This window comes from Streptomyces sp. NPDC024555 (assembly GCF_055559335.1).
Window position 1 is genome coordinate 15,163 of record NZ_JBVHKV010000011.1, and the last position, 24,124, is coordinate 39,286.

20 protein-coding genes and 1 other RNA gene are annotated in these 24,124 nt (G+C 74.0%); 8 read left to right on the top strand and 13 right to left on the bottom strand.

The window, feature by feature from the left end; all coding sequences use genetic code 11:
- The first annotated feature begins 67 nt into the window (after positions 1 to 67).
- Positions 68 to 460, top strand: a complete 393-nt coding sequence (locus ACZ4FH_RS19935; RefSeq protein WP_467306243.1) for a hypothetical protein — start codon at positions 68 to 70, stop codon at positions 458 to 460.
- A 5-nt stretch (positions 461 to 465) separates the two neighbouring features.
- Positions 466 to 1,260, top strand: coding sequence for a hypothetical protein (locus ACZ4FH_RS19940; RefSeq protein ID WP_467306244.1), 795 nt, complete (start codon positions 466 to 468; stop codon positions 1,258 to 1,260).
- Positions 1,261 to 1,303: 43 nt separating this feature from the next.
- On the opposite strand, the gene ACZ4FH_RS19945 is transcribed toward ACZ4FH_RS19940, so the two are convergent.
- The 6 genes from ACZ4FH_RS19945 to ACZ4FH_RS19970 all read right to left on the bottom strand — a co-directional run bounded on the left by ACZ4FH_RS19945 (position 1,304) and on the right by ACZ4FH_RS19970 (position 11,766).
- Positions 1,304 to 3,817: a COG1470 family protein gene (locus ACZ4FH_RS19945; protein ID WP_467306245.1), complete on the bottom strand. Its 2,514-nt coding sequence runs from the start codon at positions 3,815 to 3,817 to the stop codon at positions 1,304 to 1,306.
- 10 nt (positions 3,818 to 3,827) lie between these two features.
- Positions 3,828 to 4,679 (bottom strand): TRAFAC clade GTPase domain-containing protein, encoded by an 852-nt coding sequence (locus tag ACZ4FH_RS19950; protein ID WP_467306247.1) that lies wholly within the window; start codon positions 4,677 to 4,679, stop codon positions 3,828 to 3,830.
- A 209-nt stretch (positions 4,680 to 4,888) separates the two neighbouring features.
- The gene (locus ACZ4FH_RS19955; protein WP_467306248.1) at positions 4,889 to 7,552 is read right to left on the bottom strand and encodes a hypothetical protein; all 2,664 of its coding nucleotides are present in this window, start codon (positions 7,550 to 7,552) and stop codon (positions 4,889 to 4,891) included.
- A 22-nt stretch (positions 7,553 to 7,574) separates the two neighbouring features.
- Entirely contained in the window at positions 7,575 to 9,149 is a 1,575-nt protein-coding gene (locus tag ACZ4FH_RS19960) for an Hsp70 family protein (RefSeq protein WP_467306249.1), read from the bottom strand.
- 60 nt (positions 9,150 to 9,209) lie between these two features.
- Positions 9,210 to 9,815 carry a nucleotide exchange factor GrpE gene (grpE, locus tag ACZ4FH_RS19965; RefSeq protein WP_467306251.1) on the bottom strand — a complete coding sequence of 202 codons (606 nt, stop codon included), beginning with the start codon at positions 9,813 to 9,815 and terminating at the stop codon, positions 9,210 to 9,212.
- Between the two features lie 265 nt (positions 9,816 to 10,080).
- A complete protein-coding gene (locus ACZ4FH_RS19970; protein ID WP_467306253.1) occupies positions 10,081 to 11,766 on the bottom strand; it encodes a glycosyl hydrolase family 18 protein in 1,686 nt (561 codons plus the stop codon).
- A gap of 526 nt (positions 11,767 to 12,292) precedes the next feature.
- Here ACZ4FH_RS19970 and ACZ4FH_RS19975 point away from each other — a divergent pair.
- Positions 12,293 to 13,084, top strand: coding sequence for a lytic polysaccharide monooxygenase (locus ACZ4FH_RS19975; RefSeq protein ID WP_467306255.1), 792 nt, complete (start codon positions 12,293 to 12,295; stop codon positions 13,082 to 13,084).
- 468 nt (positions 13,085 to 13,552) lie between these two features.
- Positions 13,553 to 13,732, top strand: a complete 180-nt coding sequence (locus ACZ4FH_RS19980) for a hypothetical protein (RefSeq protein WP_467306257.1) — start codon at positions 13,553 to 13,555, stop codon at positions 13,730 to 13,732.
- Positions 13,733 to 14,139: 407 nt separating this feature from the next.
- Here the strand turns inward: ACZ4FH_RS19980 and rnpB are convergent.
- The 3 genes from rnpB to ACZ4FH_RS19995 form a co-directional block, all read right to left on the bottom strand.
- Positions 14,140 to 14,541, bottom strand: an RNA gene (gene rnpB, locus ACZ4FH_RS19985) — RNase P RNA component class A.
- Positions 14,542 to 14,565: 24 nt separating this feature from the next.
- Positions 14,566 to 15,144, bottom strand: a complete 579-nt coding sequence (locus ACZ4FH_RS19990) for a Uma2 family endonuclease (protein WP_467306259.1) — start codon at positions 15,142 to 15,144, stop codon at positions 14,566 to 14,568.
- A gap of 111 nt (positions 15,145 to 15,255) precedes the next feature.
- Positions 15,256 to 15,768 (bottom strand): TetR/AcrR family transcriptional regulator, encoded by a 513-nt coding sequence (locus ACZ4FH_RS19995; RefSeq protein WP_467306260.1) that lies wholly within the window; start codon positions 15,766 to 15,768, stop codon positions 15,256 to 15,258.
- A 143-nt stretch (positions 15,769 to 15,911) separates the two neighbouring features.
- Here ACZ4FH_RS19995 and ACZ4FH_RS20000 point away from each other — a divergent pair, with 143 nt between their 5' ends.
- Positions 15,912 to 16,670 (top strand): MerR family transcriptional regulator, encoded by a 759-nt coding sequence (locus tag ACZ4FH_RS20000; protein WP_467306262.1) that lies wholly within the window; start codon positions 15,912 to 15,914, stop codon positions 16,668 to 16,670.
- The gene (locus ACZ4FH_RS20005; protein WP_467306264.1) at positions 16,667 to 17,503 is read left to right on the top strand and encodes a hypothetical protein; all 837 of its coding nucleotides are present in this window, start codon (positions 16,667 to 16,669) and stop codon (positions 17,501 to 17,503) included. The genes ACZ4FH_RS20000 and ACZ4FH_RS20005 overlap by 4 nt, the downstream gene beginning before the upstream one ends.
- Before the next feature lie 128 nt (positions 17,504 to 17,631).
- On the opposite strand, the gene ACZ4FH_RS20010 is transcribed toward ACZ4FH_RS20005, so the two are convergent.
- Positions 17,632 to 19,053 carry an RNB domain-containing ribonuclease gene (locus tag ACZ4FH_RS20010; protein WP_467306552.1) on the bottom strand — a complete coding sequence of 474 codons (1,422 nt, stop codon included), beginning with the start codon at positions 19,051 to 19,053 and terminating at the stop codon, positions 17,632 to 17,634.
- Between the two features lie 172 nt (positions 19,054 to 19,225).
- Between ACZ4FH_RS20010 and yaaA the strand changes: the two genes are divergently transcribed.
- Both yaaA and eda read left to right on the top strand, forming a co-directional pair.
- Complete coding sequence (gene yaaA, locus ACZ4FH_RS20015; RefSeq protein ID WP_467306265.1) at positions 19,226 to 20,026, top strand: peroxide stress protein YaaA; 801 nt, start codon at positions 19,226 to 19,228, stop codon at positions 20,024 to 20,026.
- 89 nt (positions 20,027 to 20,115) lie between these two features.
- Positions 20,116 to 20,736, top strand: a complete 621-nt coding sequence (gene eda / locus ACZ4FH_RS20020; protein WP_467306266.1) for a bifunctional 4-hydroxy-2-oxoglutarate aldolase/2-dehydro-3-deoxy-phosphogluconate aldolase — start codon at positions 20,116 to 20,118, stop codon at positions 20,734 to 20,736.
- Between the two features lie 363 nt (positions 20,737 to 21,099).
- Here the strand turns inward: eda and ACZ4FH_RS20025 are convergent, their stop codons facing one another.
- Genes ACZ4FH_RS20025 through ACZ4FH_RS20035 form a run of 3 tightly spaced genes read right to left on the bottom strand, consistent with a single transcriptional unit; the run spans position 21,100 to position 24,067 of the window.
- The gene (locus tag ACZ4FH_RS20025; RefSeq protein ID WP_467306267.1) at positions 21,100 to 22,491 is read right to left on the bottom strand and encodes a bifunctional RNase H/acid phosphatase; all 1,392 of its coding nucleotides are present in this window, start codon (positions 22,489 to 22,491) and stop codon (positions 21,100 to 21,102) included.
- Positions 22,491 to 23,234, bottom strand: coding sequence for a zinc ribbon domain-containing protein (locus tag ACZ4FH_RS20030; RefSeq protein WP_383633504.1), 744 nt, complete (start codon positions 23,232 to 23,234; stop codon positions 22,491 to 22,493). The genes ACZ4FH_RS20025 and ACZ4FH_RS20030 overlap by 1 nt, the downstream gene beginning before the upstream one ends.
- Positions 23,231 to 24,067 (bottom strand): Nif3-like dinuclear metal center hexameric protein, encoded by an 837-nt coding sequence (locus ACZ4FH_RS20035; RefSeq protein ID WP_383632575.1) that lies wholly within the window; start codon positions 24,065 to 24,067, stop codon positions 23,231 to 23,233. Before ACZ4FH_RS20035 ends, ACZ4FH_RS20030 begins: the two co-directional genes overlap by 4 nt.
- Between the last annotated feature and the right edge of the window lie 57 nt (positions 24,068 to 24,124).

The following is a 24,124-nucleotide window of genomic DNA, read 5'->3' on the forward strand; positions in this document are numbered from 1 at the left end:
GTCAAGAGCCGGTGGCCCAGGTCTGGTTCACCGGCGCGGGGCACGTCCGGGGACGGGAGCGTGACGGGTGCGCAAGGCGGAACGGCTGCGACGCGAGGCCTACGAGGGGGCCGTTGAGTACCTGTGCGCCCAGTTGCCCCTGCTGGAGGAGGAGTTCGGCGGCCCCGGCTGGTCCGGCCGGATCGGGGCGGTCACCTCGGGCGAACCGTTCACGGAGGAGTGGTACGCCGCGGTCCTGAGCCTGCACGAGTCCCTGGAGGAGGAGGGCCTGCCGGGCGGGCTCGGCCTGACGACGCCCATGGGCGGCACGGAGTGGCCCGGCCCCTCCCCCCGTACGGCGGGCTGGGTCTGTCCCACCGGTGCCTGTTCGCGCGTACGGCGCACCGAGGGCGGCGCGCCGGAGCCGGACGCCCCGCGCTGCGCGCTGGCGGGACGGGCGATGCGCTTCGTGGGGGACTGACCGGCATGGGGCTGCTGCTCGCCCTCCAGAGCCGGCTGCCGGACCGCTGGTTCCTGCGGCGCCTGCTGCCGTCGGCGCTCTTCGTCGCGGTCGCCTTTCTCGCGGGCGGCCTGGGCCACTCCCACTGGTACGACGCCGGTCGTGCCGCCCGCCGGCTGGAGCGGCAGCTGGGCACCGGGGGCGGCGCCACCCCGCACACCACGACGACGACGCTGCTGCTCTACGCGCTCGCGGTGGTCTGCGGGGCGTTCGTCGTGCCGGTGGCGGCGCGGGCGGTGAGTCTGCTGGCCGCCGGTGCGTGGCCGTGGTGGCTGGCACCGGCGGGCGAGCGGATGCGGGCGTCCCGGGTCCGGCGCTGGCGTGCGCCGGACGCGCTGCGGGACGACGCCCTGCGCAGCCGGGGCCGCGGGGAGGTCCTGCGCGCGGCCCGGCTGGAGGCGCGCGCGGCGGCCGCCCCCCGGTCCGCCCCGAAGACGCCGACCTGGACGGGCGACCGGTTGCGGGCGGCGGCGGACCGGGTCCGCGCGGCGCGCGGCCTGACCGTGGAGGCGTCGTGGGTCGCGCTCCTGCTGGAGCTGCCGGACGGCGACCGCGCCGCCGTGGCCGAGGCGCGCGAGGGCTACGACGAGGCGTGCGAGGCGACGGTCTGGAGCGTCGCCTGTCTGGCCCTGGGGGTGTGGTGGTGGCCCGCCGGCCTCGTGGGGGCCGTGGCCTGGCTGGGCGCCTGGCGGTGGCTGCGGCGCGCGGCCGACCTGTTCGCGAGCACGGCGGAGGCCGTGCTGAGCACCCCCCGTTCCTGAGCGGGTCTGCGTACGCCCCGTTCGTTCCGGGTGGTGCGTCCGGTCAGCCGCAGGCGAGCGGTCGCGTCCTCGGTCTGGACGGGGTCGGGGTCAGCCAGGCCACGCAGACGGCGGTGGCGGTGTGCCCGTCCTCCATGACGCGCACCTCGTAGCCCACCGGACCGGCACGGGCCCCGTCCGTGGCGTGCAGCCGGAAACCGGCCGGGACGGTGGCACCGGCGGCGATCCTGCCCGGTGCGGTCCCGGCGGGCTCGGCACGCCAGCCGGGCGGCAGGGCCGGGGGCCGGACGTCGACGGCCACCGCCCGGTTCACCGTGCTGGTGATCTGCAGGTCCGGACCGTCGGGCCGCAGCCGGAGCAGTCCGTTGGAGGGCGACCACACGCGCAGCGTGCCGAGGAACACCCCGCCGGGTTCGGCCTCGGCGGGGATGTTGATCCTGAGCGCCGACGCGGTGGCCCCCACGGTGATGTCGTCCCCGGCGACGGATACGGCGGGGTCCAGTTCGACGCGGTGCGTGACGGCCCGTTCCGTCCAGCGTCCGGTGCCGTTCCGCGTCAGGATCTCCAGAGCGAGCGTGGGGGGCCGTTCGGCGGCGACGGTACCGATCATCAACTCGATCCGGGAGATCGGCACCGGCAGGCCGAAGTCCACCTCCAGCCAGTCCCCCTTGCCGCCCTTGCCCCGGTGAGGGCTTCCCGATGTCGACCAGAGGCCGACGATGCCCGACCGGGCGCCGTCCGGGCTCGCCCCGCCCGCCGTGTAACTCGCCTTGAACACCGGCCACTTGACGCCCTTGTGATAGGCCGTCACGTCCTGTTCGGCGTGGTGGGATGCCAGCGGTCCGGCCCATCGGTCGTAGGCCGCGGGGAGGCCGAAGAGCGAGGTGGCCGGGAGGGACGAGGTCATCAACAGGACGGACAGCAGCGGAAGAGCCGCGAATCCGGCGGCGTGCGAGAGCACCAGAGCGCCGCGGGCGGGCCCGGTCCGCCGCCGGGAGGGGCGGCGGCGGACCGGACGCGGCAGCCCGGGGAGGGAGAGGGCCGGGCGCCGCCGGGGGGCGGCCCGGATGCCCGCCGTCCAGAGCAGCAGGGCCCCGAGGTCCGTGTTCCCGCGCGCCCCCGCCCCGTCGGCCAGAAAGCGCACCGGGGCGCCGGTCTCCGCCAGCAGGCGCACCAGGTTTCCGGCGCCCGCGGTCACCAGCCACGCGCGTACGGCGTCGTCGCCGTCCCCGAGTTCCGCACCGGCCGAGACGGTGCGGAGCGCGGCGCTCTTCGTCAGGACGACGGCGATCCGCCGGGGACGGTGCCGCGCGGGGAGCGTGATGACGGTGCGCAGCACGCGCTCGGCGGCTTCCACGGGGTCCTGGCCGGCCTGCGGCACCGAGGAGATCCGCTCGCGCTCCTCGGTGGTCGAGGCCCGTCGTACGGTGCTGAGCGCGAGCCCGTCGAGGACCAGCAGCAGGCCGTCGGCATGGCGCGGCCCGTCCATGGTGTCGAGCTTCGACTGCCCGGCGAACGCGCCCTTCGGCGGGTCGAGCAGGGTGAGGGAGCGGCGGCGGCCGCGCAGGCGGTACAGCCCGGTCGCGGTGGTCCCCGCCACCCCGCCGCCGGCGGTGCCGCCCAGCGAGCGCACCAGCCGGGACACCTGGACGAGTCCGGTGCGCACCACGGCACTGCGGCCGGAGCCGGGCGCCCCGGCGACGAGGACCGCGTGGGGCCGGGTGTCGCCCCGTGGCAGCGGGCGGGAGCAGTGCGGGCACTGGGCGTCCAGGCGGCGGATGCCGGAGAGGACGGCCGCGGGCAGCCGGGTCCCGCAGCGGCAGGTGTGGTGGAGGGCGCCGTTCCGGTCGGGCCCGAGGTTCCGGTGGAGCAGACCGCAGCCGGGGCAGAGCCGTACGGGCCGGGTCACGTACCGCCCGCACGACGGGTGCGGGCACAGGGCGCCGGGCCGGCGGGCGGCCCGGTCGGCGGCCCGGACGCATGCGCGGCACAGCCGGAGGGCTCCCGCCAGCACGGCCCAGACCAGGAGGTGGAACAGCGACGCCGACAGGACCAGCACACTCGTCACCAGGGCGACGGCCAGAAGCCACAGGCTCCGGTACAGGCATCCGGAGAGGCCGACGAAGGCGTCCATCAGCACCGAGGAACGGTCCCGGGGCTGACCGGCCGTCACGAAGATCTCGTAGTCCCGGGTGAGCGCGCGCTTCGCCTCCACGGCGCATGCCTCCCCGTGGTCGCGGAACAGGGCGCGGAGCACCCGGGGTCCGGACCGGGAGAGGTACGGGGTCCTGACCGGTTCGGTGCCCCCGGCCGCCGGGGCCGGGCCGCCGGTCAGCCGCCACACGGTCTTCGCGTGGCGGACGACGAGCCTCGGGAGCACGCCGAAGACGTAGAAGAGGGCGAATCCGACGCCCATGAGGAGGAAGAACACCCCGCAGGTGCCGAGGAGCACCACGGCCATGAACGGGAAGGCCAGGATCTTCGCGGTGGTCTCGGCGCACGCGCGCAGGAACCCGCGCCGCGTGCCCGTCGTCGTCCCGCCCTCGCGCCTGGGCAACGCCGCCCCCTCAGCGTCCCGGTCCGGCGCCGTCGAGCAGCCCGAAGCGGTGCAGCAGCCACAGCAGCGGGTCCTCCGCCCGGTGCGGCCGGGGTCCGCCGGGCGGCACCGGGGCGCCGCGCGGTGCGGCGCCCAGCGCGGAGAAGGCGAAGAGCTGGTGGTCCGCGCAGCGCTCGCGCAGCCACCCGTCGATCTCCTCGCCCTGCCACAGCGCCAGCAGGGCCCGCAGCTCCGTGTGCACGGCCGCCCGGTCGTCGGCGTCGAACCCGGCGCCGGGACGGCGCTCCCGGTGCAGGGGCGAATGCGGTGGCAGCCACGGGGTGACGAGGTCCAGTTTCGGCACGGCGACGGCGACCGGAACGCCGGTCCGGCCCCTTCCGGTGCGCAGCCGGTCGAGTACCCGCTCCGCCACTCGCAGGGAGTCCCCGGTCGGCGTCCGTCCGGCCGCGGGCGAGACCGCACCGGTCAGGTCCCGGGGGTCCAGCAGGAGCAGGACCGCGTCCGCCACGTCCAGTTTCCGCAGCTCGCTCTCGTCCGGTTCCGGGTCCGCGAACCGCGGTCCGGACGTGTCGAGCAGTACGAGCGAGACGGCGTGCCGGCGCCGTCCCGTGCTCCGGCTCAGCCGGTGGACCAGTGGCACCCCGGCACCGGGCGCCACGGGAGGCGGGCGCTCGTCCTCGTAGAACGGCCGCTCGTACCGCAGGCGCGCCTCGGTGGCGGTGCGGTCGTCGCGGGGCAGCAGGGTCAGGCCCTGTTCCTCGCCGAGCCGGTGCCGCAGGGCGTGCAGGGCGACGGCGACGAAGGTACTGCGTCCGCTGCCCGCCGCGCCGGCGAGGACGACGACGCGGCTGCGGTCCGCCACGTACCCCTCCGGCAGCCGCTCACCGCACCGGCCGCAGTGCGGACGTCCGGTCGTGCGCGCGCAGGTGCGGCAGCGGACGGCGGGCGGAAGCGGTGCCCCGGCCGGCACGCGCGGCCGGCCGCCGCAGCCCCGGACGCACCGGAAGGCGATATCGGTGCGGGAGAGCCTCCGCAGACACGACGGACACGTCCAGGCACCCGGGCCGCGCGTCAGGAACGCCATCGCCCCGCCCGTCCGGCCGCCATGCGCAGCTGCCGCGTCGGGGGATCGACGAGGACGGATTCCTCGCCGACGGCGAAACAGCGCAGCCAGGGGACCCGGCCCCGGGGCAGCCGGGCCGTGAGGACGGCCGGGCTGCCGGGCCCGACCTCGACCGCGCCGAGCCCGGCCAGTGTGTCGCCGTCCCCCGCGGCCAGGGGCCATGACGGCCCGTAGGAGGCGACCAGCAGCAGTCCGGGCACGCGCACGGGGACCGGGGAGGTGAAGACCGCCCGTACCGAGGACCGGCCGGGCAGCCCCCGGCGGGTCAGGGTGTAGCCGATGTCGAAACGCGCCGGGAGCACCAGCCGCGCCGGTTCGCCCGCCGCGCGCAGGCCGTGCGCCCTGCCGACGGGGCGCACCTCGATCTCGACGGCGGCGCCGCCGGGGACGGGGAGCCGGGCCCCGGCGCGGTGCAGGTAGCCGAGCCGGGTGACGGTCCGCCGCTGCGGTGCGCCGTCGGCGGTGTGCCACATCAGCTCCACCTCGTTCGGCCCGTCGGGCGGCCAGCCGAAGGTGACCACGGCCTCTCCGGGGCCCCGGGCCACCGCGACGTCGCGCAGTTCCGGGACCGCGACGACCAGTTCCCGGGCACCGGCCACCGCCCGGTCCCCGGCGACCGTGGCCGCCAGCACGACGCTGCTGTGCCACGGCGGCCGGAACACCAGACCGCCGCTCACCGGCCGGGCCGTGATCCGGACGCCCCCGGCGTCGAGCTCCGCCGGGGGCAGCCGCCGCCCCACGGGCCAGGGCGGGGGCCCGTCGAAGGCGTAGAGCCGCACCTCGCCCCGTGGCGGGTCGAACCGGGCCTCGAACAGCGCGCGTTCCTCGGGCACGGCGCCGATGGCCAGGCCGGTGACCGGTTCGGGCGGGCCGTAGGGGGTGGCCGCGAGCCAGGTGCCCTTCGAGGCCGCGACCGTGCCGTCGGCCTCGCCGTAGAGCACCTGGACCAGATAGCGGTAGGTGACGTCGTCGGTCAGCCCCTGGTCGGTGAACCCGTCGCGCCGGGCGGTCACCGGGCGTTCCCCACCGGGGCCGGAGCGGCGGGCCACGCGCACGGACACCGCTTCGGACGGCACCTCCCAGTGGGCGTTCACCACACCGTCCGCGGCGTCCACCACGACCGCGCGGACCTCCGGCCGGTACCGCACGGGGCCGGAGACGGCGAACTCGGACAGCGGTCCGTCCGGCTCGACCGCGCGCCGGACCGCGACGCCGTAGTGGACGGGCACGTTCACCGGGATGTCGGCGTCCAGCAGCTGGCGTGCCCCGTCCGGGGGCACCGGCAGACAGGTCCCGTCCGCGGCGGAGCGCGGTGGCCGTCCCACCTGGCGCACGACCACGTATCCCGGTTCGCCGGCCGTCGACTCGGTGGCCTCCCAGGAGACCAGCGCCCCTTCGGGACCCGTGGTCACCAGCACCCGGGGGACCTTCATCACGGGCAGCCGGCGCCGCATCTCGTGGATCCGGGGCAGATCCCGGACCATGTCCTCGGCCTGGTCCAGCAGGCCCCAGGCGAGGTCGGGGGCCTCGACGGAGCGGATCGAGGCGTGAATGGTCAGCTGCTCCGCCTCGGCCAGGACGGTACGGACCCGGCCGGCCAGTTCCGCCGCGTCCGGCGGCAGCGCCCCGGGAGGCAGCCGGTCCAGGACCGCGGCGGCCTCGGAGAGCAGCCCGTCCGCCACGAGCGACCGCAGCCGTGCGGTGACGGGGTCGGCGGCCCGTTCGTGCACGACGGCGAAGACGAGACGGCGGGCGTCCGCCTGTGCCACGGACAGCTCGCCGGTGGCGTACGCGAGGAGCGTGCGCGCCCCGGACCGCGCCGCGTGCCGTGCCCGCACGCGTTCCGCCAGTTCGTGGAGCATCACCGCCTTCAGGCCCTCGGGTCCCGCGTCCTCGACGACCGTGCGCGCGGCGGCGGCGACGGCCTGCGCCGCAGTGTGCGCGGCGCTGTGCGGGAGGCGGCCCCAGCGCCGGGCGGCCACCGCCACCTCGTTCGCCGTGGGGGCGGGCCCGGTGAAGGGGCGGACCGGGTCGGTGCGGCGGTCGCCGGGACCCTTCGCGGCCAGGAAGTCGGCGAGATGGCGCAGCCGCAGCACGGCCAGGTGCCGGTGGCAGCGCGCGTAGGCGGGATGCGGCAGTTCCACGGGCAGGGGATCGGGGTCCGCGACGACGACGGACAGGGCGGTCAGGGCGGTGTCCACGCGTGCCGCGTCGGCGCCGTGGACGAGACCGGCCTGCCGCCGCGTCTCCTCGGTGATCAGCCCGAGCCCTTCGGCGGCCTCGCTCAGGGTGGCGGTCAGCTCCTCCTCCGCCGCCGCGGCCCGTCTGCCCTGCTCCTCCAGGGCCTTGCGCAGGGGGGCCAGATCACCGTCGCCCACCGCTTCGAACAGTGGCTGGTGCACCAGATGGCCGGATTCCAGCTCCTCGATCACCGCCCGGTACGCGAGCCGGCCGCGCTGGCGCCGCCAGCACGCGCGGACCGCCCGCACGGTCTCGGCGACCGCGGGGGCCAGGAGCACCTGCGGGAGCTGGTAGCGGAACCGCAGGTCCTCCTTGACGGGCAGTCCCGCGTCGAGCACCTCGCGCCGGTATCGCGATTCGTCGAAGGCCATGGCCGCACACGCCCGGACGCCGTCAGGCGATCCTCTCCCGTCCCAGGGCCACGCGGGCCTCGTCCACATCGGCCCGGGTCATGCCCCCGATCTGCACGGACAGGTGAAGGCGTTTTCCCGTCTCGCGTTCGGTGGCGACCACGTCGAGCAGCCCCGACGCGTTGAGGGAGAACTCACAGGCGAACGGCCACCGGGCGGGCTTGCCCGGCGGGATGTCCAGATTGCCTTCGGCGACGACGGTGTTGTGGTCGAGCTCCTCCGACTCGACGGCGCCCGCCTGTTCCATCACCTGGATGTGCACCTTGCGCTGGTCGTCCCTGATCGTGTAGAAGTCCTCGCTCACGGCGGCGGGCAGGCTGTCGTTCGCGTGCACGAGGTGGGACACGTAGTCCCGGTCGGTCTCGACGTCCAGCACCCGGATCCCGTAGCTGCGCGAGGCGACGGTCGAGACCTGGTACGGCTGCCGTGTGATCCGGCCGGTGTCGGGGACGTCGGGGGCGTCCGCGGCGCGCATCTCGCCGGAGTCGATGGCGTACAGCGCCCGGTCCAGTGCGTAGAGGGCGGCCCCTCGGGCCACCGTCAGATCGGGGTTGTGGAGCCTCGGTTCGAAGCCGAAGGCGTCGGTGAGCCGCTGCGCGACCGCGGGCATCTTGGACGCCCCGCCGACCAGCAGCACCTCGTCGAAGCGGTCGACTCCGCGTTCCTGCGCGACGGCGATGGTGCGCCGGGTGATGTCGACCGTCCGGTCGAGCAGGTCGGAGGTCAGCTCCTCCAGCAGCTCCCGGGTCAGATCGACCTCGGCGACCAGGCCCTGGTGCATGACGCGGACCGTGTACTGGGCGCGGAAGGAGAGCGCCTTCTTCGCGTCCTCGGCGTCCCGCCGCAGCTGGGTCTCCGAGTGCTGGTCCGCCAGCGGGTCCTCGGCGTCGGGGAACTTGTCCCGGAAGGTCTCCACCAGGTGCATCACGATGCGGTCGTCGAAGTCCGCTCCGCCGAGTTCCTTGGCACCGTCGGTGCACAGCACGCTCAGGTCCGTCCCGCGCAGCGTCAGGACCGTGGTGTCGAAGGTGCCGCCGCCCAGGTCGTAGACGAGGACGTTGCGGTCGCCCCCGGCGGCGACGTCGAGGGCCCCGTAGTCGAGCGCCGCGGCGATGGGTTCGGCGACGATGTCCAGCACCCGGAGTCCGGCGATCTCACCGGCCTTCCGCGTGGCGTCCCGCTCCGCGAGGCCGAAGTAGGCCGGCACGGTGATCACCACGTCCCGCACCTCGGCCCCGCCGCTGACCCGGGCGTCGTCGGCGAGTTTCCGTACGATGCGCGCGGAGATCTCCTCCGCGGTGAAGGAGCGCCCGTGGAAGGTGCGCTCCACGGACTCCCCCATGTCCCGCTTGATCAGCTGGACGACGTGCTCCGGATCGAGCACCGCCGCGTCCTTGGCGCTCTGGCCGACGACCGTCTGGTCCTCGTTCTCGAAGTACACCACCGACGGCGTGGTGTCCGACCCCTCCAGATTGCGCAGCACCGTGGGCCGGCCGACATCGTCGACGCAGGCCACGCAGGAGTAGGTGGTGCCGAGATCGATTCCGTAGACGGCCATGTACGGCTCCTAGCTGTCGAGAGGTGCTGGAGGACTGCGGCGGGGGCCAGGGGGTGGCGGTCAGGGCTCCCAGTGGGTGACGAAGACCTCGGACTTCCGCACGACGCGCTCCCCCTGCTCGAACCCGGCGGTGACGACGCGGCCGACGAGGCGGTCCTCCTCGGCCGACGCGGCGGGGACCCGCCCGAGCGGGCGGTGCCGCGACGCGTCGTAGGCATCGCCCACCCGCGCCTCGTACCGCTCGACGCCGGAGGCCGCCAGCGCATCGGCCGTCTCGTCCGCCAGGGCCCGCAGGAGCACCCGCAACTCCTCGACGCTCAGGGGCTCGTCGACCCGGTCGGCCTGCTGCCGGATACGGTCGTGGAGCCGGATCAACGGCCTGCGCACGACATCGAGCGCGTGCTCGACCCCGCCCCGCCGCAACTGCTCCAGCTCCCCGTGCAGACGCGTGATCACCGCTTCCCGCGCCACGGCGAGCTCCTGCTCACGGGTCAGGGCGGCCACGAACTCCTGGGCCAGCGCGCGGAGTTCGTCACCGCTGCCGTCCGGCTCCGCCTCGACGGGTTCCGTATCGACCGGCTCCGCGTCCACCGGTTCCGTCACGACCGGTTCCGTCTCGGCCGGTTCCGTCACGACCGGTTCCGCCTCGGCCGGCGTCTCGGACATCGATGCTCCCTCCCGCCGAAAGGTGTACTCGACCGTAGCCCGTGCGACGGCTCCGGACAGCCGGGTTTCCGCAACTCTCCTTCCTCAGGGGGTCATCCGCCGATATATGGCCGACAACAGACGGTGCGTCGCCGTCCGGTGACGGACCGCCCCGGGGTCCTCGACGCCCACCGGCCCCCGCCCGGCGGACGGGTGTCCACCGGGCGGGGGCCGGGGCGGCGTGGTGGGGCACGCCGTGACGGTGCGGTTCAGGGGACGCGGGAGGTCAGCAGGCCCCCAGGTCCTTCCAGACGCCCCACTCGCCGGTGCTTCCCGGGGCCTCGTTCTGCGTCCACCACTGGGCCTTGTACCGGTGGCCGCCGTAGGAGACCTCGCCGCCCGCGTTGTACACGGATCCGGCCACGTACGCCGGGACGGAACCGCAGCCGGTGGCCGGCGGGTCGGTGGGGTCGGTGGTGGGGGGCGTGGTGGGCTCGGTCGTGGGAGGCGTGGTGGGCGGGGTGGTGGTGCCGCCGAGCGCGGTGTTGATCTGCTTCAGCAGGGTGGCGTTGTCGTCCAGGCCGATGAGCGAGTACATCATCGCCCCGGCCAGGCCGCGCTGCTTGGCGTAGTCGACGCGGGCCTGGATGGACTTCTGGTCCAGGCCGGTGAAGAACTCGCCGTCCTTGTAGAAGTAGGAGGCCTTCGCCTCGTCGTCCCAGTAGGTCGTCGCCGGGTTGTCGACGATGCCGCCGAGCTCCTTGTAGTTGGCGATGCCGGCCTGCTGGCTGAGCGGGCGGGCGGCGGAGCCGCCGGTGGCGGTCTGGGCGAGGCCGTGGGTGGTGCCCTCCGGGACGCCCTTCCAGCCGCGGTAGTAGAACTCGTAGCCCAGGTTCAGCTTGGCGGCGGGGAAGCCGCCCGCGATGCCGTAGGCCGGCTTGCCGTCGATCCAGGAGTCGACCGCGTTGTCGACCGAGTACTTCTCGGTGCCGGGCGCGACCGGGTCGGAGGGGTCGTTGCCGCCGGAGTAGAGCGGGGACTGGTGGTACGTCGGCCCGTCGCCGTCCCAGGCGCCGTGCATGTCGTACGTCATCAGGTTGGCGTAGTCGAGGTACTGACCGATCTTGTCGGTCTCGATGTTCTTGATCTTGTCCTGGCCGGCCCCGAACGCGGCGGTCAGCAGGTACTTCTTGCCGCCGTTGGCCGCGCCGTACGCGTCGAGCTGCTTGCGGAACTCGGCGAGCAGCAGGGTGAAGTTCTGCTTGTCCTCGGGGGCGTAGTGGTTGCCCAGGTGGCCGCCGTCGGAGCCGGGGTACTCCCAGTCGAGGTCGATGCCGTCGAAGACGCCGGCCGCCGAACCCGGGCCGCCGTAGCCGCCCTCGACCGGCAGGTTGCCCTTGATGTACTGGTCGATGCAGGAGGAGACGAGCTTCTTGCGGCTCGCGTCCGTCTTGGCCGCGTCGCTGAAGTACTTGGAGTACGTCCAGCCGCCCAGCGAGATGTTGATCTTCAGGTGCGGGTACTTCGCCTTCAGTTCCTTGAACTGGTTGAAGACACCGACGATCGGCTGGTCCCACTTGTCGCCCACGCCGTCCACGCTGTCGGCGGCGCTGAAGGACTTCTGGTAGTCGGCGTACGAATCGCCCGCGCCGTCACCGGCGTTGGGGTTGTTGTCGTCCCCCGCGGCCTTGTTCGCCTCGAAGCAGGTGAGGTCGGTGGGGTGGATGTTGCCGAACGAGTAGTTGATGATGTCCAGCTGGCCGGCGATGCCCCGGGTGTCGAGGTGCTTCGGGTAGAAGGCGTTGCCGTAGACGCTCCACTGGTCGTAGTACGCGATGCGCACCTTGCCCGCGGCGGGAGCGGCCTCCGCACCGGCCGCCTGGGCCGAGCCGATGCCGACGGTCGCGGCGAGCGCGCCCGAGGCGAGGGCCGTGCTGAGAAGCGCGGCGATCAATGTCTTACGGGGGTGCACGTACAGCCTCCAGCGGGGAGTGGGGTAGCGCTGCGAATGAGCTGGAGCAGTGATAACCGGCCCGTGACCTGCGCGTCAACGATCCCAAGAAGATTAGGACTAGACCAATTTGACGCCCCGTACGCTCCTCGGAGCCGCCCGGGACGGGGCGCCGCGGCGCGCGGCATCGTTGACCAGGGACTTAAGGATCACTTAAAAACGGCCCGCCGGTGATTCGAAAACGAACCACTCAATCTTGAAAAGTGGACGCCTGGACTTACCCGTTCGCACTCCTTGACTGGGGCCGGTTCGTCATTAAGGTCTAGACCTGAATCGCCCCGGGGCCCGGCCCCTTCCACGACCCGTCCCGGCCGTGGACCACGCCTGCCCGGACGCAGCGACCCGTACCGCCCAGGCCCCGCGCCGACCGGACGGCTCCGCACCCCACGTACCACCGACGAGTCCGCCCGACCCCCTGGAACCACCGCCGCACACACACCGCGGCAGTCCCGGGCGGCCTCCGCACGAGCGAAGGAAGTGATGTGGCATGAACACAAAGAGGCGACTGGCCGTTTCGATCGGCGCCCTGGTCGCGCCGGTACTCGCCCTCGGCGTCCAGGCCGGCACCGCGAACGCCCACGGCTGGGTCACCGCCCCGGCCAGCCGGCAGGCCCAGTGCGCGACGGGCGTCGTCGACTGCGGCCAGATCACGTACGAACCGCAGAGCGTCGAGGGCGTCAAGGGCCTCAAGAGCTGCAGCGGCGGCAACGCGGCGTTCGCCGAGCTGGACGACGACAACAAGGGCTGGCAGGTCACCCCCGTCGGCAAGAAGTTCACCTTCACCTGGCACCACACGGCCCGTCACGCCACGGCGAACTGGCAGTACTTCATCGGCGACCAGAAGATCGCCGAGTACCAGGGCAACGGCGCCCAGCCCCCCGCCGACGTCAGCCACGAGGTCGACTTCGGCAGCTTCACCGGCAAGCAGAAGGTCCTCGCCGTCTGGAACGTCGCCGACACCGTCAACGCCTTCTACTCCTGCGTCGACGTCAACATCGGCGGCACGGACGGCGGTACGGGCGGCGGTGACGGCGGCACGGGCGGCACCGGCGGCGGCGACGGCGGTACGGGTGGCGGCGACGGCGGCACCGGCGGCGGCACCACCGACCCGGGCGACTGCGCCGCGCCCCTCTGGAGCACGGAGGCCACCTACACCGGCGGCGACACCGTCACCTCCGAGGGGCACACCTGGCGCGCCAAGTGGTGGGTGAAGGGCGACAAGCCCGGCACCACGGGCGACTGGGGCGCGTGGGAGGACCTGGGGGTCTGCGCGGCCTGATCATCGCCGAACAGTGATCGCTGATCGCTGATCACCGGGAACGGATCCCGGCGGGCGCCCCTGCACGGGGGCCCGCCGGGATCCGGCTGTCCGGGCTCATATTCTCCCCCCGCACTCCCCGGAAAGCGCAGGAAGAACGGAAGCCACTACGGAAGTTCTTCCGCTCACTACGCGGCCGGATACCCAGCGTATGGCCGAGTCAGGGACTTCCGCGAGGCCCGAAAGGATCACTACCTCAACACTTGCCACGGAGCGTGCCCGTTCGTAGCGTTGGGGGGCCAGCACACAGCAAGGAAGCTGGTTGCTGGTGTAGCTCCCCAAGCGGGACTGCACCAGCTGACGCTGGTGTAGCTCCGCGCCTCAATCGGAACTGCACCCTTCGGGAAATAAATGAAAACGACCGCCATCATTTCGATGGTCCTCCTGGTCCTCTCCAACGTCGATCTAGTACTCGACAAGGTCGAGTCCATGAAGGAGAAGATCATCGGACTGATCCGGTCCTTCGCGGAGGTTCGGGACGAGCTGGACCGCCTGAAGCGGTCCCATCGGAACGAATCCCCTCAAGGAGATCAGTTGAAGCAGAATCCGAACCAAGCTGAAGAAGATCGGGCCGCAGTCGAAGACGACGACCTGAACTCCTCCAGTTAATTTCAACTCTGCACTCTGAGCACGACTCAGGACTGATTGAACCACTGCGCACCAGTCCCGAGAGTTCGACAAGTTCACAGCAGGTGCGATCTTGCCTGCGACCATTGCGCACGTCCGCGAACATGCTGATCAGAGCTGGCGCACCCGCCCAAAAGAATCTCTGACGAAACCATCTTCCGGACCGCCTCGGCAGACGCCGAGCAGCCCGATGCACTGCCCTCCGTGTCAGTGATCCTGCACGGAGGGGAACCGCGTAGGCCGAGAGACGACGCCCCCACGGAAATCTGCGGGGGCCTTCTTCGCGTTATCGCCCCCTCGTATTGCAGCAGGCACGCACCCCCCTCTTTCGCAGTAAGGACCGTGACCCAGACCCACTCGGGATCAGGCAGGCAAAACCGCGAGAGCGGCAGACGAGTCGGGCTGTACGCCGGGTTCTGTCACCCGGGCGCCTCGCGGCGGCCGGGGAGACGGCCATCCATCTAGGGCCGGCATTGCTGCCGGCCTCGTGCGGTCTACCCGCGAACTCGGGCGGGCCGCCCTCGAACGTTCGCGCAGGGCCGTCGTACGACGGCCCCTCTTGACCTTGCTCCGGGTGGGGTTTACCTAGCCGCCTGAGTCGCCCCAGGCGCTGGTGGTCTCTTACACCACCGTTTCACCCTTACCCGGGACCGAGGTCCCGGGCGGTCTGTTCTCTGTGGCACTGTCCCGCGGGTCACCCCGGGTGGCCGTTAGCCATCACCCTGCCCTGTGGAGCCCGGACGTTCCTCGGGAGGGTCCGAAGATCCTCACGCGGCCGTCCGCCCGGCTCGTCTGCCGTGGGCCCATCGTACCGGTCAGATGAACTCGTCCGTCCGCAGGTCCAGGGCGAACGGGGCGGGGAGGTGGATCTCCTTGCCGAAGGGGATGGTGCAGTGCTGGCGGTAGTCGTCGCCGCCCGGGTCGCTGAACAGGGTCACCGAGGACTGCTCGCGGTCGACCAGCAGATAGAGCGGGACGGGGCCGCGGGCGTAGCAGTGCCGTTTGGCCGTGCGGTCGGGCTCCGGCTTCGAGGACGTGATCTCGACGACCAGCGCGACGCCCTCGCACGGCATCCACGGCTCCGCTCCCCGGTAGAGGCGCAGGGCGGTGGGGGCGAAGGTGCCGTCGGGGATGGCGTGGTCGTCGGGACAGCCTTCCGCGCCGCGCAGTCTCAGTCCCTTGTTCGCGGAGAAGTCCATGTCGGTTCTGCCGTGCAGGATCACCTGCTCCAGGATCACGCCCAGGGAGTCCTCGTGGTCCCCGTCCGGCGGCGGCGTCACGACAATCTCCCCCTCGATCAGCTCGGCCCGGAAGCCCTCCGGCGTGTCCAGCGCCAGGAAGCCCTCAAGCAGGACGTCCGCCCGCGAGAGCGGTTCATGCGGCACGGCAGACATCGCGTGCCCCTTCCTCGGTGTCGGTCGCTCGCCAGGATGGGGCATCGGTGGGCCCGCCGTCCGTGGATCGAGGAGTCGTTCCCCCGATCGCGGCAAGGGGCACGAACGCCGTCAGAGGCCGACCGGCCCCGTCCCGGCGAAGGCGTCGATGCCCGCGTGCCAGGCCGCCGTGACGGTGGCGTCCGTGGGGAAGCGGCCGTTGAGTTCCATGGTGACCATGCCGTGGGCGAAGGCCCAGGCCGCCCTGGCGCGGGCCTCGTCGCCGGAGAGGGCGCGCAGGAGGGGGGCGGCGGCGCGCACCTCGAGGTCGCGTGGGAGGGGGCGGGCGGTGATGAGGCGGTAGAGGTGGGGGTGGGCCAGGGCGTGGGTGCGGTACGCGGTGGCCAGGGCGGGGAACGAGCCCGGGGACGCCCGCTCCGCCGCTTCGAGCACCTCCGCGATCTCCCGGAGCATCGCGTCGGCCAGGGCGTCGACCACGGCGGACTTGTCCGGGAAGTACTTGTAGAGCGAGGGCGCGGTGACGCCCGTGGCCCCGGCGATCCGGCGCATGGTGAGCGCGGCCGGCCCCTCCCGTTCCAGGAGTTCGCGCGCGGCGGCGAGGATCCGGCGGGGGCGGTCGGGCACGGCGGTCTCCTCCGGGGGTCGGGAGCGGGGTACGGGCCGGGGGGCCGAAGGCGCGATCGTACGAGACGGAGGGCGGCGGCTCGGGGAGCGGGGGGCGGGTCGGCGCTTGACCTTGTCGCGGCGTCAGGGTTTCTACTGGCCCCATGCGCATCGGAGAGATCGCCGCGCTGGTCGGGCTCACCCCCCGGGCCGTGCGCCACTACCACCGGATCGGGCTGCTGGCCGAGCCCGCGCGCCGGGCCAACGGCTATCGCTCGTACACCGTGCGGGACGCCGTGTTCCTGGCCCGGATCCGTCGGCTCAGCGAGCTGGGGCTCCGTCTCGACGAGGTGCGGGAGGTCCTGGCCGGGGACGCCGGGCGGCCGCTCGGGGAGGTGCTGGCGGAGCTGGACGACGATCTCGCCCGGCAGGAACGGGAGATCGGGGAGCGCCGGGCGCGGCTCGCCGAGCTGCGGGCCGGGGTGGCCGCCGGGGCGGGGCCCGTCTCCCCCGCGCTCGCCGGGCTGCTCGCCGCCGGGCCCGTCACCGCTTCCCCGGCAGCCGCCCGGGACCGTGAGCACCTGGAGCTGCTCGACACGGCCGGAGCGGACGGCGAGGTCTTCTCCGTACTGCGCACCCTGGCCGACGATCCGGCCCTGCTCACGCTGTACGGGGAGCTGGACGCGCTCGAATCGGCGCCCGTGGACGATCCGCGCATCGGGCCGCTGGCCGCGCGGATCACCGCGCTGGTGCCGGAGGAGCTGCTGGCCGCCCTCCCGGACGGCGGACCGGAACGGACCGGCGTCGGGGAGGCCCTCCTGGCGGACTATCCGCCGGCACAGGCCGAGGTGGTGCGCCGGGTCATGACGGCGCTGGTGGCTCGTAGTACAGAGGCGCGGGAACGGAAGGGGGCTGGGGGATGACCGGGATACGGGGAGCGCGGATCGTGGCCGGGGCGGTGCTGCCTGCCGAGCTGGTCGTCGTGGTCTGTCTGGTGGCCGGGGTGCGGGTTCCGGTGGCCGTGGTGGTGGGGGTGGAGGGGCTGCTGCTCGGCGTCCTCGTGCTGGAGGCGGTGGTTCTGGCGCGGCTGGTGCGGGCGGGGCGACGGGCGGGAGCGGGCTGGCGGGAGGCGGTGGCCGGGGCGGTGGGGAGCGTCGTGCCGGTGGTGGTGCGCCGGCTGGTCGTGCATGAGCTGCGGGCGCTGCACAGCCTGGGGCTGTGGGTGCTGCGCCGTCGCCACGCCGTGCCGGAGACGGCGCTGGCCGTCCCGTACACCGGGCCGCAGACCGCGATGATGTACGGCTTGGTCTTCGTCTCCGTGGTGGAGACGGTGATGCTGGCGCTGCTGGTCCCGTGGCCGGTCGTGCACCGGATCCTGCTGGTCGTGGACGTGTACGGCGTGCTGCTGGTGCTCGCGCTGCACGCGGCCTGTGTGACCCGGCCGCATGTGGTGGAGGCGGACGGCGGGCTCCGGCTGCGGTACGGGGCGCTGTTCGATCTGCGGATCCCGGCCGCCTCGGTGGCCTCGGCGCGTGTCGACCGGCGCTTTCCCGAGGGGCGGTCGGTGGCGCTGGGGGCGGACGGCGTGCTGGACGTCGCGGTCGGCGGGCAGACCACGGTGACGGTGGAGCTGACCGGACCGCTCGGCTTCGTGCGCCCGCTCGGCGGGCGGGGGACGGCGGGCGCGGTCCGGTTCCACGCGGACGATCCGCGCGCGGTCGTCGCCGCGCTCACGCGGGCGCGCGCAGGCACCTAGGGCCAGCCGGTAGCGTTTTCGGCCGACCGCGCTCACGCGGGGGCGCGGGGACGCCTCCCCCTCCGGGCCGGAACAGCCCGAACGGCCCGAACGGCCCGACCGGCCCGACCGCGCGGCGCCACCGGCGCTCAAGCCGGGGTGAACAGCACCTTCGACGTTCCCGGGTCCGCCTGTGTGAGCCGGACCCGCAGCCGCTGCCCCAGAGGGAGCGGGGTGGAGCCGCCCTCGATCCGGGCGACGACCGCCGGTTCGTCGATGTGGACGGTCCCGACGGACGGGTCGTTCTCCTTGACGTCGACGACGTACGCGTCGAAGACCGTGCCGACCCGGTCCTTGAGCAGCGCCGCCTCGACGAGGTCCACGCACGCCCGCTCCACCGTGTTGGCGCGCCCGGTGCCCTCCGCCATCTCCTTGGGCAGGCCGGGCAGCGCGGACAGGACCCATTCCGGCGGTTCGGTGCCGGCGTCCGCGGCGAGGCAGAGTTCGGCCGCGTACCGGTCGACGAGCCGGCGCAGCGGGGCCGTGCAGTGGGTGTAGAGGTCGGCGACGGCGGCGTGCACGGCGGGGTCCGGCAGCTCGCCGTGGTCGAAGACCGTGTAGCCGGCGCCGCGCAGCAGGGTGGTGCACTCCTGGAGGAACGCCGCGTGGCGGCTCCGCTTCGGGTCGAGGGAACGGACGACCTCCGCGTACGGCACATGGTGCGGCCAGTCGACGTGCAGGGCCTCGGCCGAGCGGCGCAGCCGGGCGACCGCCCCGTCCGGGGCCACGGGCAGGGTGCGCAGGATGCCCGTACCGGAATCCCGCATCAGCCGGGCCGCCGCCATGCCGGTGAGCAGGGAGATCTGGGCGTTCCAGGCGTCGGCGGGAAGCGGGGCGCGGTATTCCAGTCCGTACCGTCCGTCGCGCGCGACGATCTCCTGCTCGGGCACGTCGAGCGAGATGCCGCCCCGGGCGACCTCCTGTTCCTCGCGCAGGATGCCGATCTCCCGCAGCAGCGCCAGCGGTTCCTCGGCGGTCCCGCTGTCGATCGCCCGCTGCACCCCGGCGTAGTCGAGTTTGGCGCGGCTGCGGACGAGCGCCCGGCGCACCCGGGTGGCGACGGCGGCACCGTCGCCGTCCAGGTCGATCTCCCAGAGCACGGCGGGGCGCGGCCCGCCCGGCAGCAGGCTCGCCGCGCCCTCGGAGAGCTCCTCGGGGTGGAGCGGCACCCTGCCGTCGGGGAAGTAGAGGGTGTTCACCCGGCGGTGGGCCTCGGCGTCGAGCGCGCCGCCGGGGCGGACGAAGGCGGCGACGTCCGCGATGGCGTAGTGCACGCGGTAGCCGTGCGCCCGGCGGGCCAGGTGCATCGCCTGGTCGAGATCGGTGGAGGCCGGGGGGTCGATGGTGAGGAACGGCAGGTCCGTGGCGTCCTCGTGCCCGGAGACCGCCGGGGCCCGCGCCGCCTCCGCGGCCTCCGCCAGCACCTCGGCGGGGAAGCCTTCGGGGAGCGCGAGTTCGGTCCGCAGCGCGCGCAGGGCCGTGCCCAGCGGGGTGTCGGCTGCGCCGGTCATGTGCAGATGGCGGCGGGGCATGGACCGAGCGTATGACCGGGCCGGGCGGGCGGCATCCCGGGTGCGGGGCGGCGGACCCGGGGGTGGACGGCTTCGGGTGCCGGGGGTCCGTCCCCGTACGCTGGCGCGAGGGGTTTCGCGTCCCGTTCCGTCCGTACGAAGGAGAACCACCGTGCTCGTGCTGTTGCCGCCCTCCGAAGGAAAGGCCGCCTCGGGGCGCGGGGCACCGCTGAAGATCGAGTCGCTCTCGCTGCCCGGTCTGACCGCGGCGCGCACCGCCGTGCTCGACGCGCTGGTGGAGCTGTGCGCGGCGGACGAGGAGAAGGCGCGCGGGGTGCTGGGGCTCAGCGAAGGGCTGCGCGGCGAGATCGCGAAGAACGTGGAGCTGCGGACGGCGGGGACGCGTCCGGCCGGGGAGATCTACACCGGTGTGCTGTACGACGCGCTGGACCTGGCCTCCCTGGACGCGGCCGCCCGGCGCCGGGCGCGGGCGTCGCTGCTGGTGTTCTCCGGGCTGTGGGGCGCGGTGCGGGTGGGCGACCGGATCCCCTCGTACCGCTGCTCGATGGGGGTGAAGCTGCCGGGGACCGGTGCCCTGGGGGCGTTCTGGCGTACGCCGATGGCCGAGGTGATGCCGGAGGCCGCCGGGGACGGGCTGGTGCTGGATCTGCGCTCGTCCGCGTACACGGCGGCGTGGAAGCCGAAGGGTGCGGTGGCCGAGCGCACGGCGAGCGTGCGGGTGCTCCACTCCCAGGTCGTCGACGGCGTGGAGAAACGGTCGGTGGTCAGCCATTTCAACAAGGCGACCAAGGGCCGGATCGTCCGGGATCTGCTGGTGGCCGGAGCCCGTCCGAAGGGCCCCGCGGAGCTGGTGGAGGTCCTGCGGGACCTCGGGTACGTGGTGGAGGCGGAGGCCCCCGCCCGCCCCGGGCGGCCCTGGGAGCTCGATGTCGTGGTGACCGAGATCCACTGACCGGGTCCGGCGGGCGGAGCCACCCTCTCCTCGTTGCAGCATGCGCAACGCTCGTTGCGCATCATGTCTCCCACCGGCAGGATGAGGGCATGACCTCCTCCGTGCTGGACCTTGCCCCCGTCGTGCCCGTGGTCGTCCTGGAGGACGCCGCCGACGCGGTGCCGCTCGCGCGCGCCCTGGTGGCGGGCGGTCTCCCGGCGATCGAGGTGACGCTGCGCACCCCCGCCGCCCTGGACGCGATCCGGGCGATCTCCGAGGGCGTGCCGGACGCGGTGGTCGGTGCCGGCACGGTGATCGCGCCGCGGCATGTCGCGGAGACGGTGGACGCGGGCGCCCGCTTCCTGGTGAGCCCGGGGTGGACGGACGCCCTGCTGGACGCGATGAAGGCGTCGGGGCTGCCGTTCCTGCCGGGCGTCTCCACGACGTCCGAGGTGGTCGCGCTGCTGGAGCGCGGGGTCACCGAGATGAAGTTCTTCCCGGCCGAGGCGGCGGGCGGCACGGCCTATCTGAAGGCCCTGGCGTCACCGCTCCCCCAGGCCCGGTTCTGCCCGACCGGCGGGATCTCCCTCGCCTCGGCCCCCCGCTATCTCGCCCTGCCGAACGTCGGCTGCGTGGGCGGCAGCTGGATGGTGCCCGGCGACGCCGTGGCGGCCCGGGACTGGTCCCGGGTGGAGAAGCTGGCCGCCGAGGCGGCGGCGCTGCGCGGCTGAGCGGGGCGCACGCCGGGCGCCGGAGGGCCGTCGTCCCGGCGGCGCCGGAGCGGGCCCGGGTCCGCTCGCGCGCCCGGGTCGGCGCCCCCGCGCGGCCGAAAACCGACGCCCGCGACGGGCGGCCGAAAAGCGACGGGCGCGAGCCCTTCCGCGAGCGCCGCATGCATGCTTCCCGGCAACCGGGGCACGAGACAAACGAGGACGTGACCCGGACTCCCGGGACACCCGGGTTCCGCCGGACAATCCCCCGGCCCGGCGGAACCGCCCCGGCCCCATCGGCCTTCCCCCCGCCGATGGGGCCGGCTGCTGTCCGGGCCCGGTCCACCGGGCCGGAGCAGCGAACGGGGCAGCGGACCGGAGCCGCTACCGCAGGTGCGAGGTGTCGTTCAGCAGCCGTACGGAGGCGTTGCCGTCCGCGTAGTACGCCACGGCCGACACCGAGGCCGCCGAGAGCTCCATCCGGAACAGCGACTCCGGCGGTGCGCCCAGGGCCAGCCGGACCAGGGTCTTGATCGGCGTGACATGGGTGACCACCAGGACCGTACGGCCCGCGTACCGGGCCACCAGGCGGTCGCGGGTGGCGGCGACCCGGCGGGCGACCTCCGCGAAGCTCTCGCCTCCCCCGGTCGGCGCGGCCTTCGCCGAGCCGAGCCAGGCGTCCAGGTCCTCCCCGTACCGCTCCCTGACCTCGGCGAACGTCAGGCCCTCCCAGGCCCCGAAGTCCGTCTCGCGCAGCCCGTCCTCGATCCGGACCTCCAGCCCCAGCCGGGCCGCGACCGCGCCCGCGGTCTCCCGGCAGCGCCGCAGCGGCGAGCAGACGATCTCCTGCACCGTGCCCCGCGCGGCGAACGCCTCGGCGGCCCGCCGGGCCTGCTCGCGGCCGGCCGCGGACAGCTCCGGATCCGTCCCGCCGCTGCCGGAGAACCGCTTCTGCGGCGTGAGCGCCGTCTCCCCGTGGCGCAGCAGCACGAAGGTGGCGGGCGCACCGAGGTCGGGGGCCGAACCCCAGCCGACCTGCGGGGTGGCGGTGGTCGAGGAGCCGGAGGGGGCGGAGGAGTCAGAGGACCCGGAGGACCCGGAAGAGGCGGAGAGGGCGGAGGCCCCGGAGTGGGCCGACGGGACCGAAGCCGACGCGGAGGCGGCGCGGCCCGAGGGGGCCGAAGGGCTCGTGGCAGCCGGTGCGGCCGCCGTCCGGTTCAGCGCCGCCCTGGCGCGGGCCGCTCCGGCCGCCGCGTCGCCGGGCGGGCCCGAGACCGGTGGCAGGGCGGCGGCGACCGAGTCCCGCGGGGTGTCGAGGGCGGCGGTCGAGGCGGACGGCTCCCACTGCTCGCCCCGGCGGCCCGCGTCCATGGCCTCGTTGGCGAGCCGGTCCGCGTGCTTGTTCTTCTCGCGCGGGATCCACTCGTAGGTGACGGCGGACGCCGGAAGGATCCGGGCCGCCTCGGCGGCGAGCGGCTTCATGTCCGGGTGCTTGATCTTCCAGCGGCCCGACATCTGCTCGACCACGAGCTTGGAGTCCATCCGGACCCGGACCTGCGGGGCGCCCTCGGGCACCAGGGCCGCGGCGGCGCGGAGCCCGGCGATGAGGCCCTTGTACTCCGCGACGTTGTTCGTCGCCACGCCGATGTACTCGGCGGCCTCGGCCAGGGTCTCCCCCGTGCGCGCGTCGATGACGACCGCGCCGTAGCCGGCGGGGCCCGGGTTGCCCCGGGAACCCCCGTCGGCCTCGACGACGAAGTGGCGCGGCCCGCCCACTACAGGCCCGAGTCGGCGGTGCGGACCAGAATGCGGCGGCAGTTCTCGCAGCGCAGCACGGCGTCGGGGGCGGCGGCCTTCACCTCGTTGACCTCGGTGATGTTGAGCTCCAGCCGGCAGCCCTCGCAGCGGCGCTGGTAGAGGCGGGCGGCGCCCACCCCGCCCTGCTGGGCGCGGAGCTTGTCGTACAGCTTGAGCAGGTCGGCGGGGACGGAGGCGGCGACGACCTCGCGCTCCTTGGCGACCGTGGCGGCCTCCTCGTCCAGCTCGCGGGTGGCGGTGTCCCGGCGGCCGGTCGCGTCGTCGGCCTTGGCCTGCACGGCGGCGACGCGGTCGGTCAGCTCGGTGACGCGCTCCTGCACGGACTCGCGGCGCTCCATGACTTCGAGGACGACGTCCTCCAGGTCGCCCTGGCGCTTGGCGAGCGAGACGATCTCGCGCTGGAGGTTCTCCAGGTCCTTGGGCGAGGTCACCGCGCCGGAGTCCAGCCGCTGCTGGTCGCGGGCGGCGCGCTGGCGCACCTGGTCGACGTCCTGCTCCGCCTTGGTCTGCTCGCGGGCGGTGTCGCTCTCCTCGGTCGTGGCCGCGACCAGCAGATCGCGGAGCTGGGCGAGGTCGGCGGTCAGCGACTCGATCTCGGCGTGCTCGGGCAGGGAGGTGCGGCGGTGCGCGAGCTGGGCGAGGCGCTGGTCGAGGGCCTGGACGTCGAGGAGTCGGATCTGGTCGGCGGGCGCGGCGTTCAGTTGGGGGCTCCAGAAGAGTGGTGGGTGGTCCAGGGGTCGGTGACCTGCTTCGAGACATGGACCCGCAGGTCCCATCCGTGGCGGTCGGAGATCGCGTCGAGCTGCGCCGCGGCCTGCTCGCACCACGGCCATTCGGTGGCCCAGTGCGCGGCGTCGACCAGGCCGAGCGGCGAGTGCTGGATGGCCTCGGAGGCCGGGTGGTGGCGCAGGTCCGCGGTGAGGAAGGCGTCCACGCCCGCCGCGCGGACCGCGTCGAAGAGGCTGTCGCCGGATCCGCCGCTCACCGCGACCCTGCGCACCACGGCCTCCGGGTCGCCGGCGAGGCGGATGCCCTGGGCGGTGGCGGGCAGCCGGGCGGCGGCGCGGGCCGCGAAGGCGGCCAGCGTCTCGGGGTGGTCGAGCGCGCAGATCCGGCCGAGGCCGCGGCGGCCCGCGGGGTCGGTGGGGTCCGGTACGAGGGGGCCCTCGACGCGCAGGTCGAGGGCGCCGGCCAGGGCGTCGGAGACGCCGGGGTCCGCGGTGTCGGCGTTGGTGTGCGCCACGTGCAGCGCGATGTCGTGCTTGATCAGGGTGTGCACGACGCGGCCCTTGAAGGTGCCGGCCGCGACCGTCGTCGTCCCGCGCAGATAGAGCGGGTGGTGGGTGACGATCAGCTGGGCGCCGAGCCGCATCGCCTCGTCGGCGATCTCGTGCACGGGGTCGACGGCGAAGAGCACCCGGCGCACCTCGGCGTCCGGATCGCCGCAGACCGTGCCGACCGCGTCCCATCCTTCGGCCCGCTCGGGCGGCCACAGGGCGTCGAGCTCGGCGATGACTTCAGACAGACGGGGCACGGAGGAAAGGCTACCTGTCCTCCGTGCCCCGCGGTCCCGGGCCGCCGGACCCGCGGG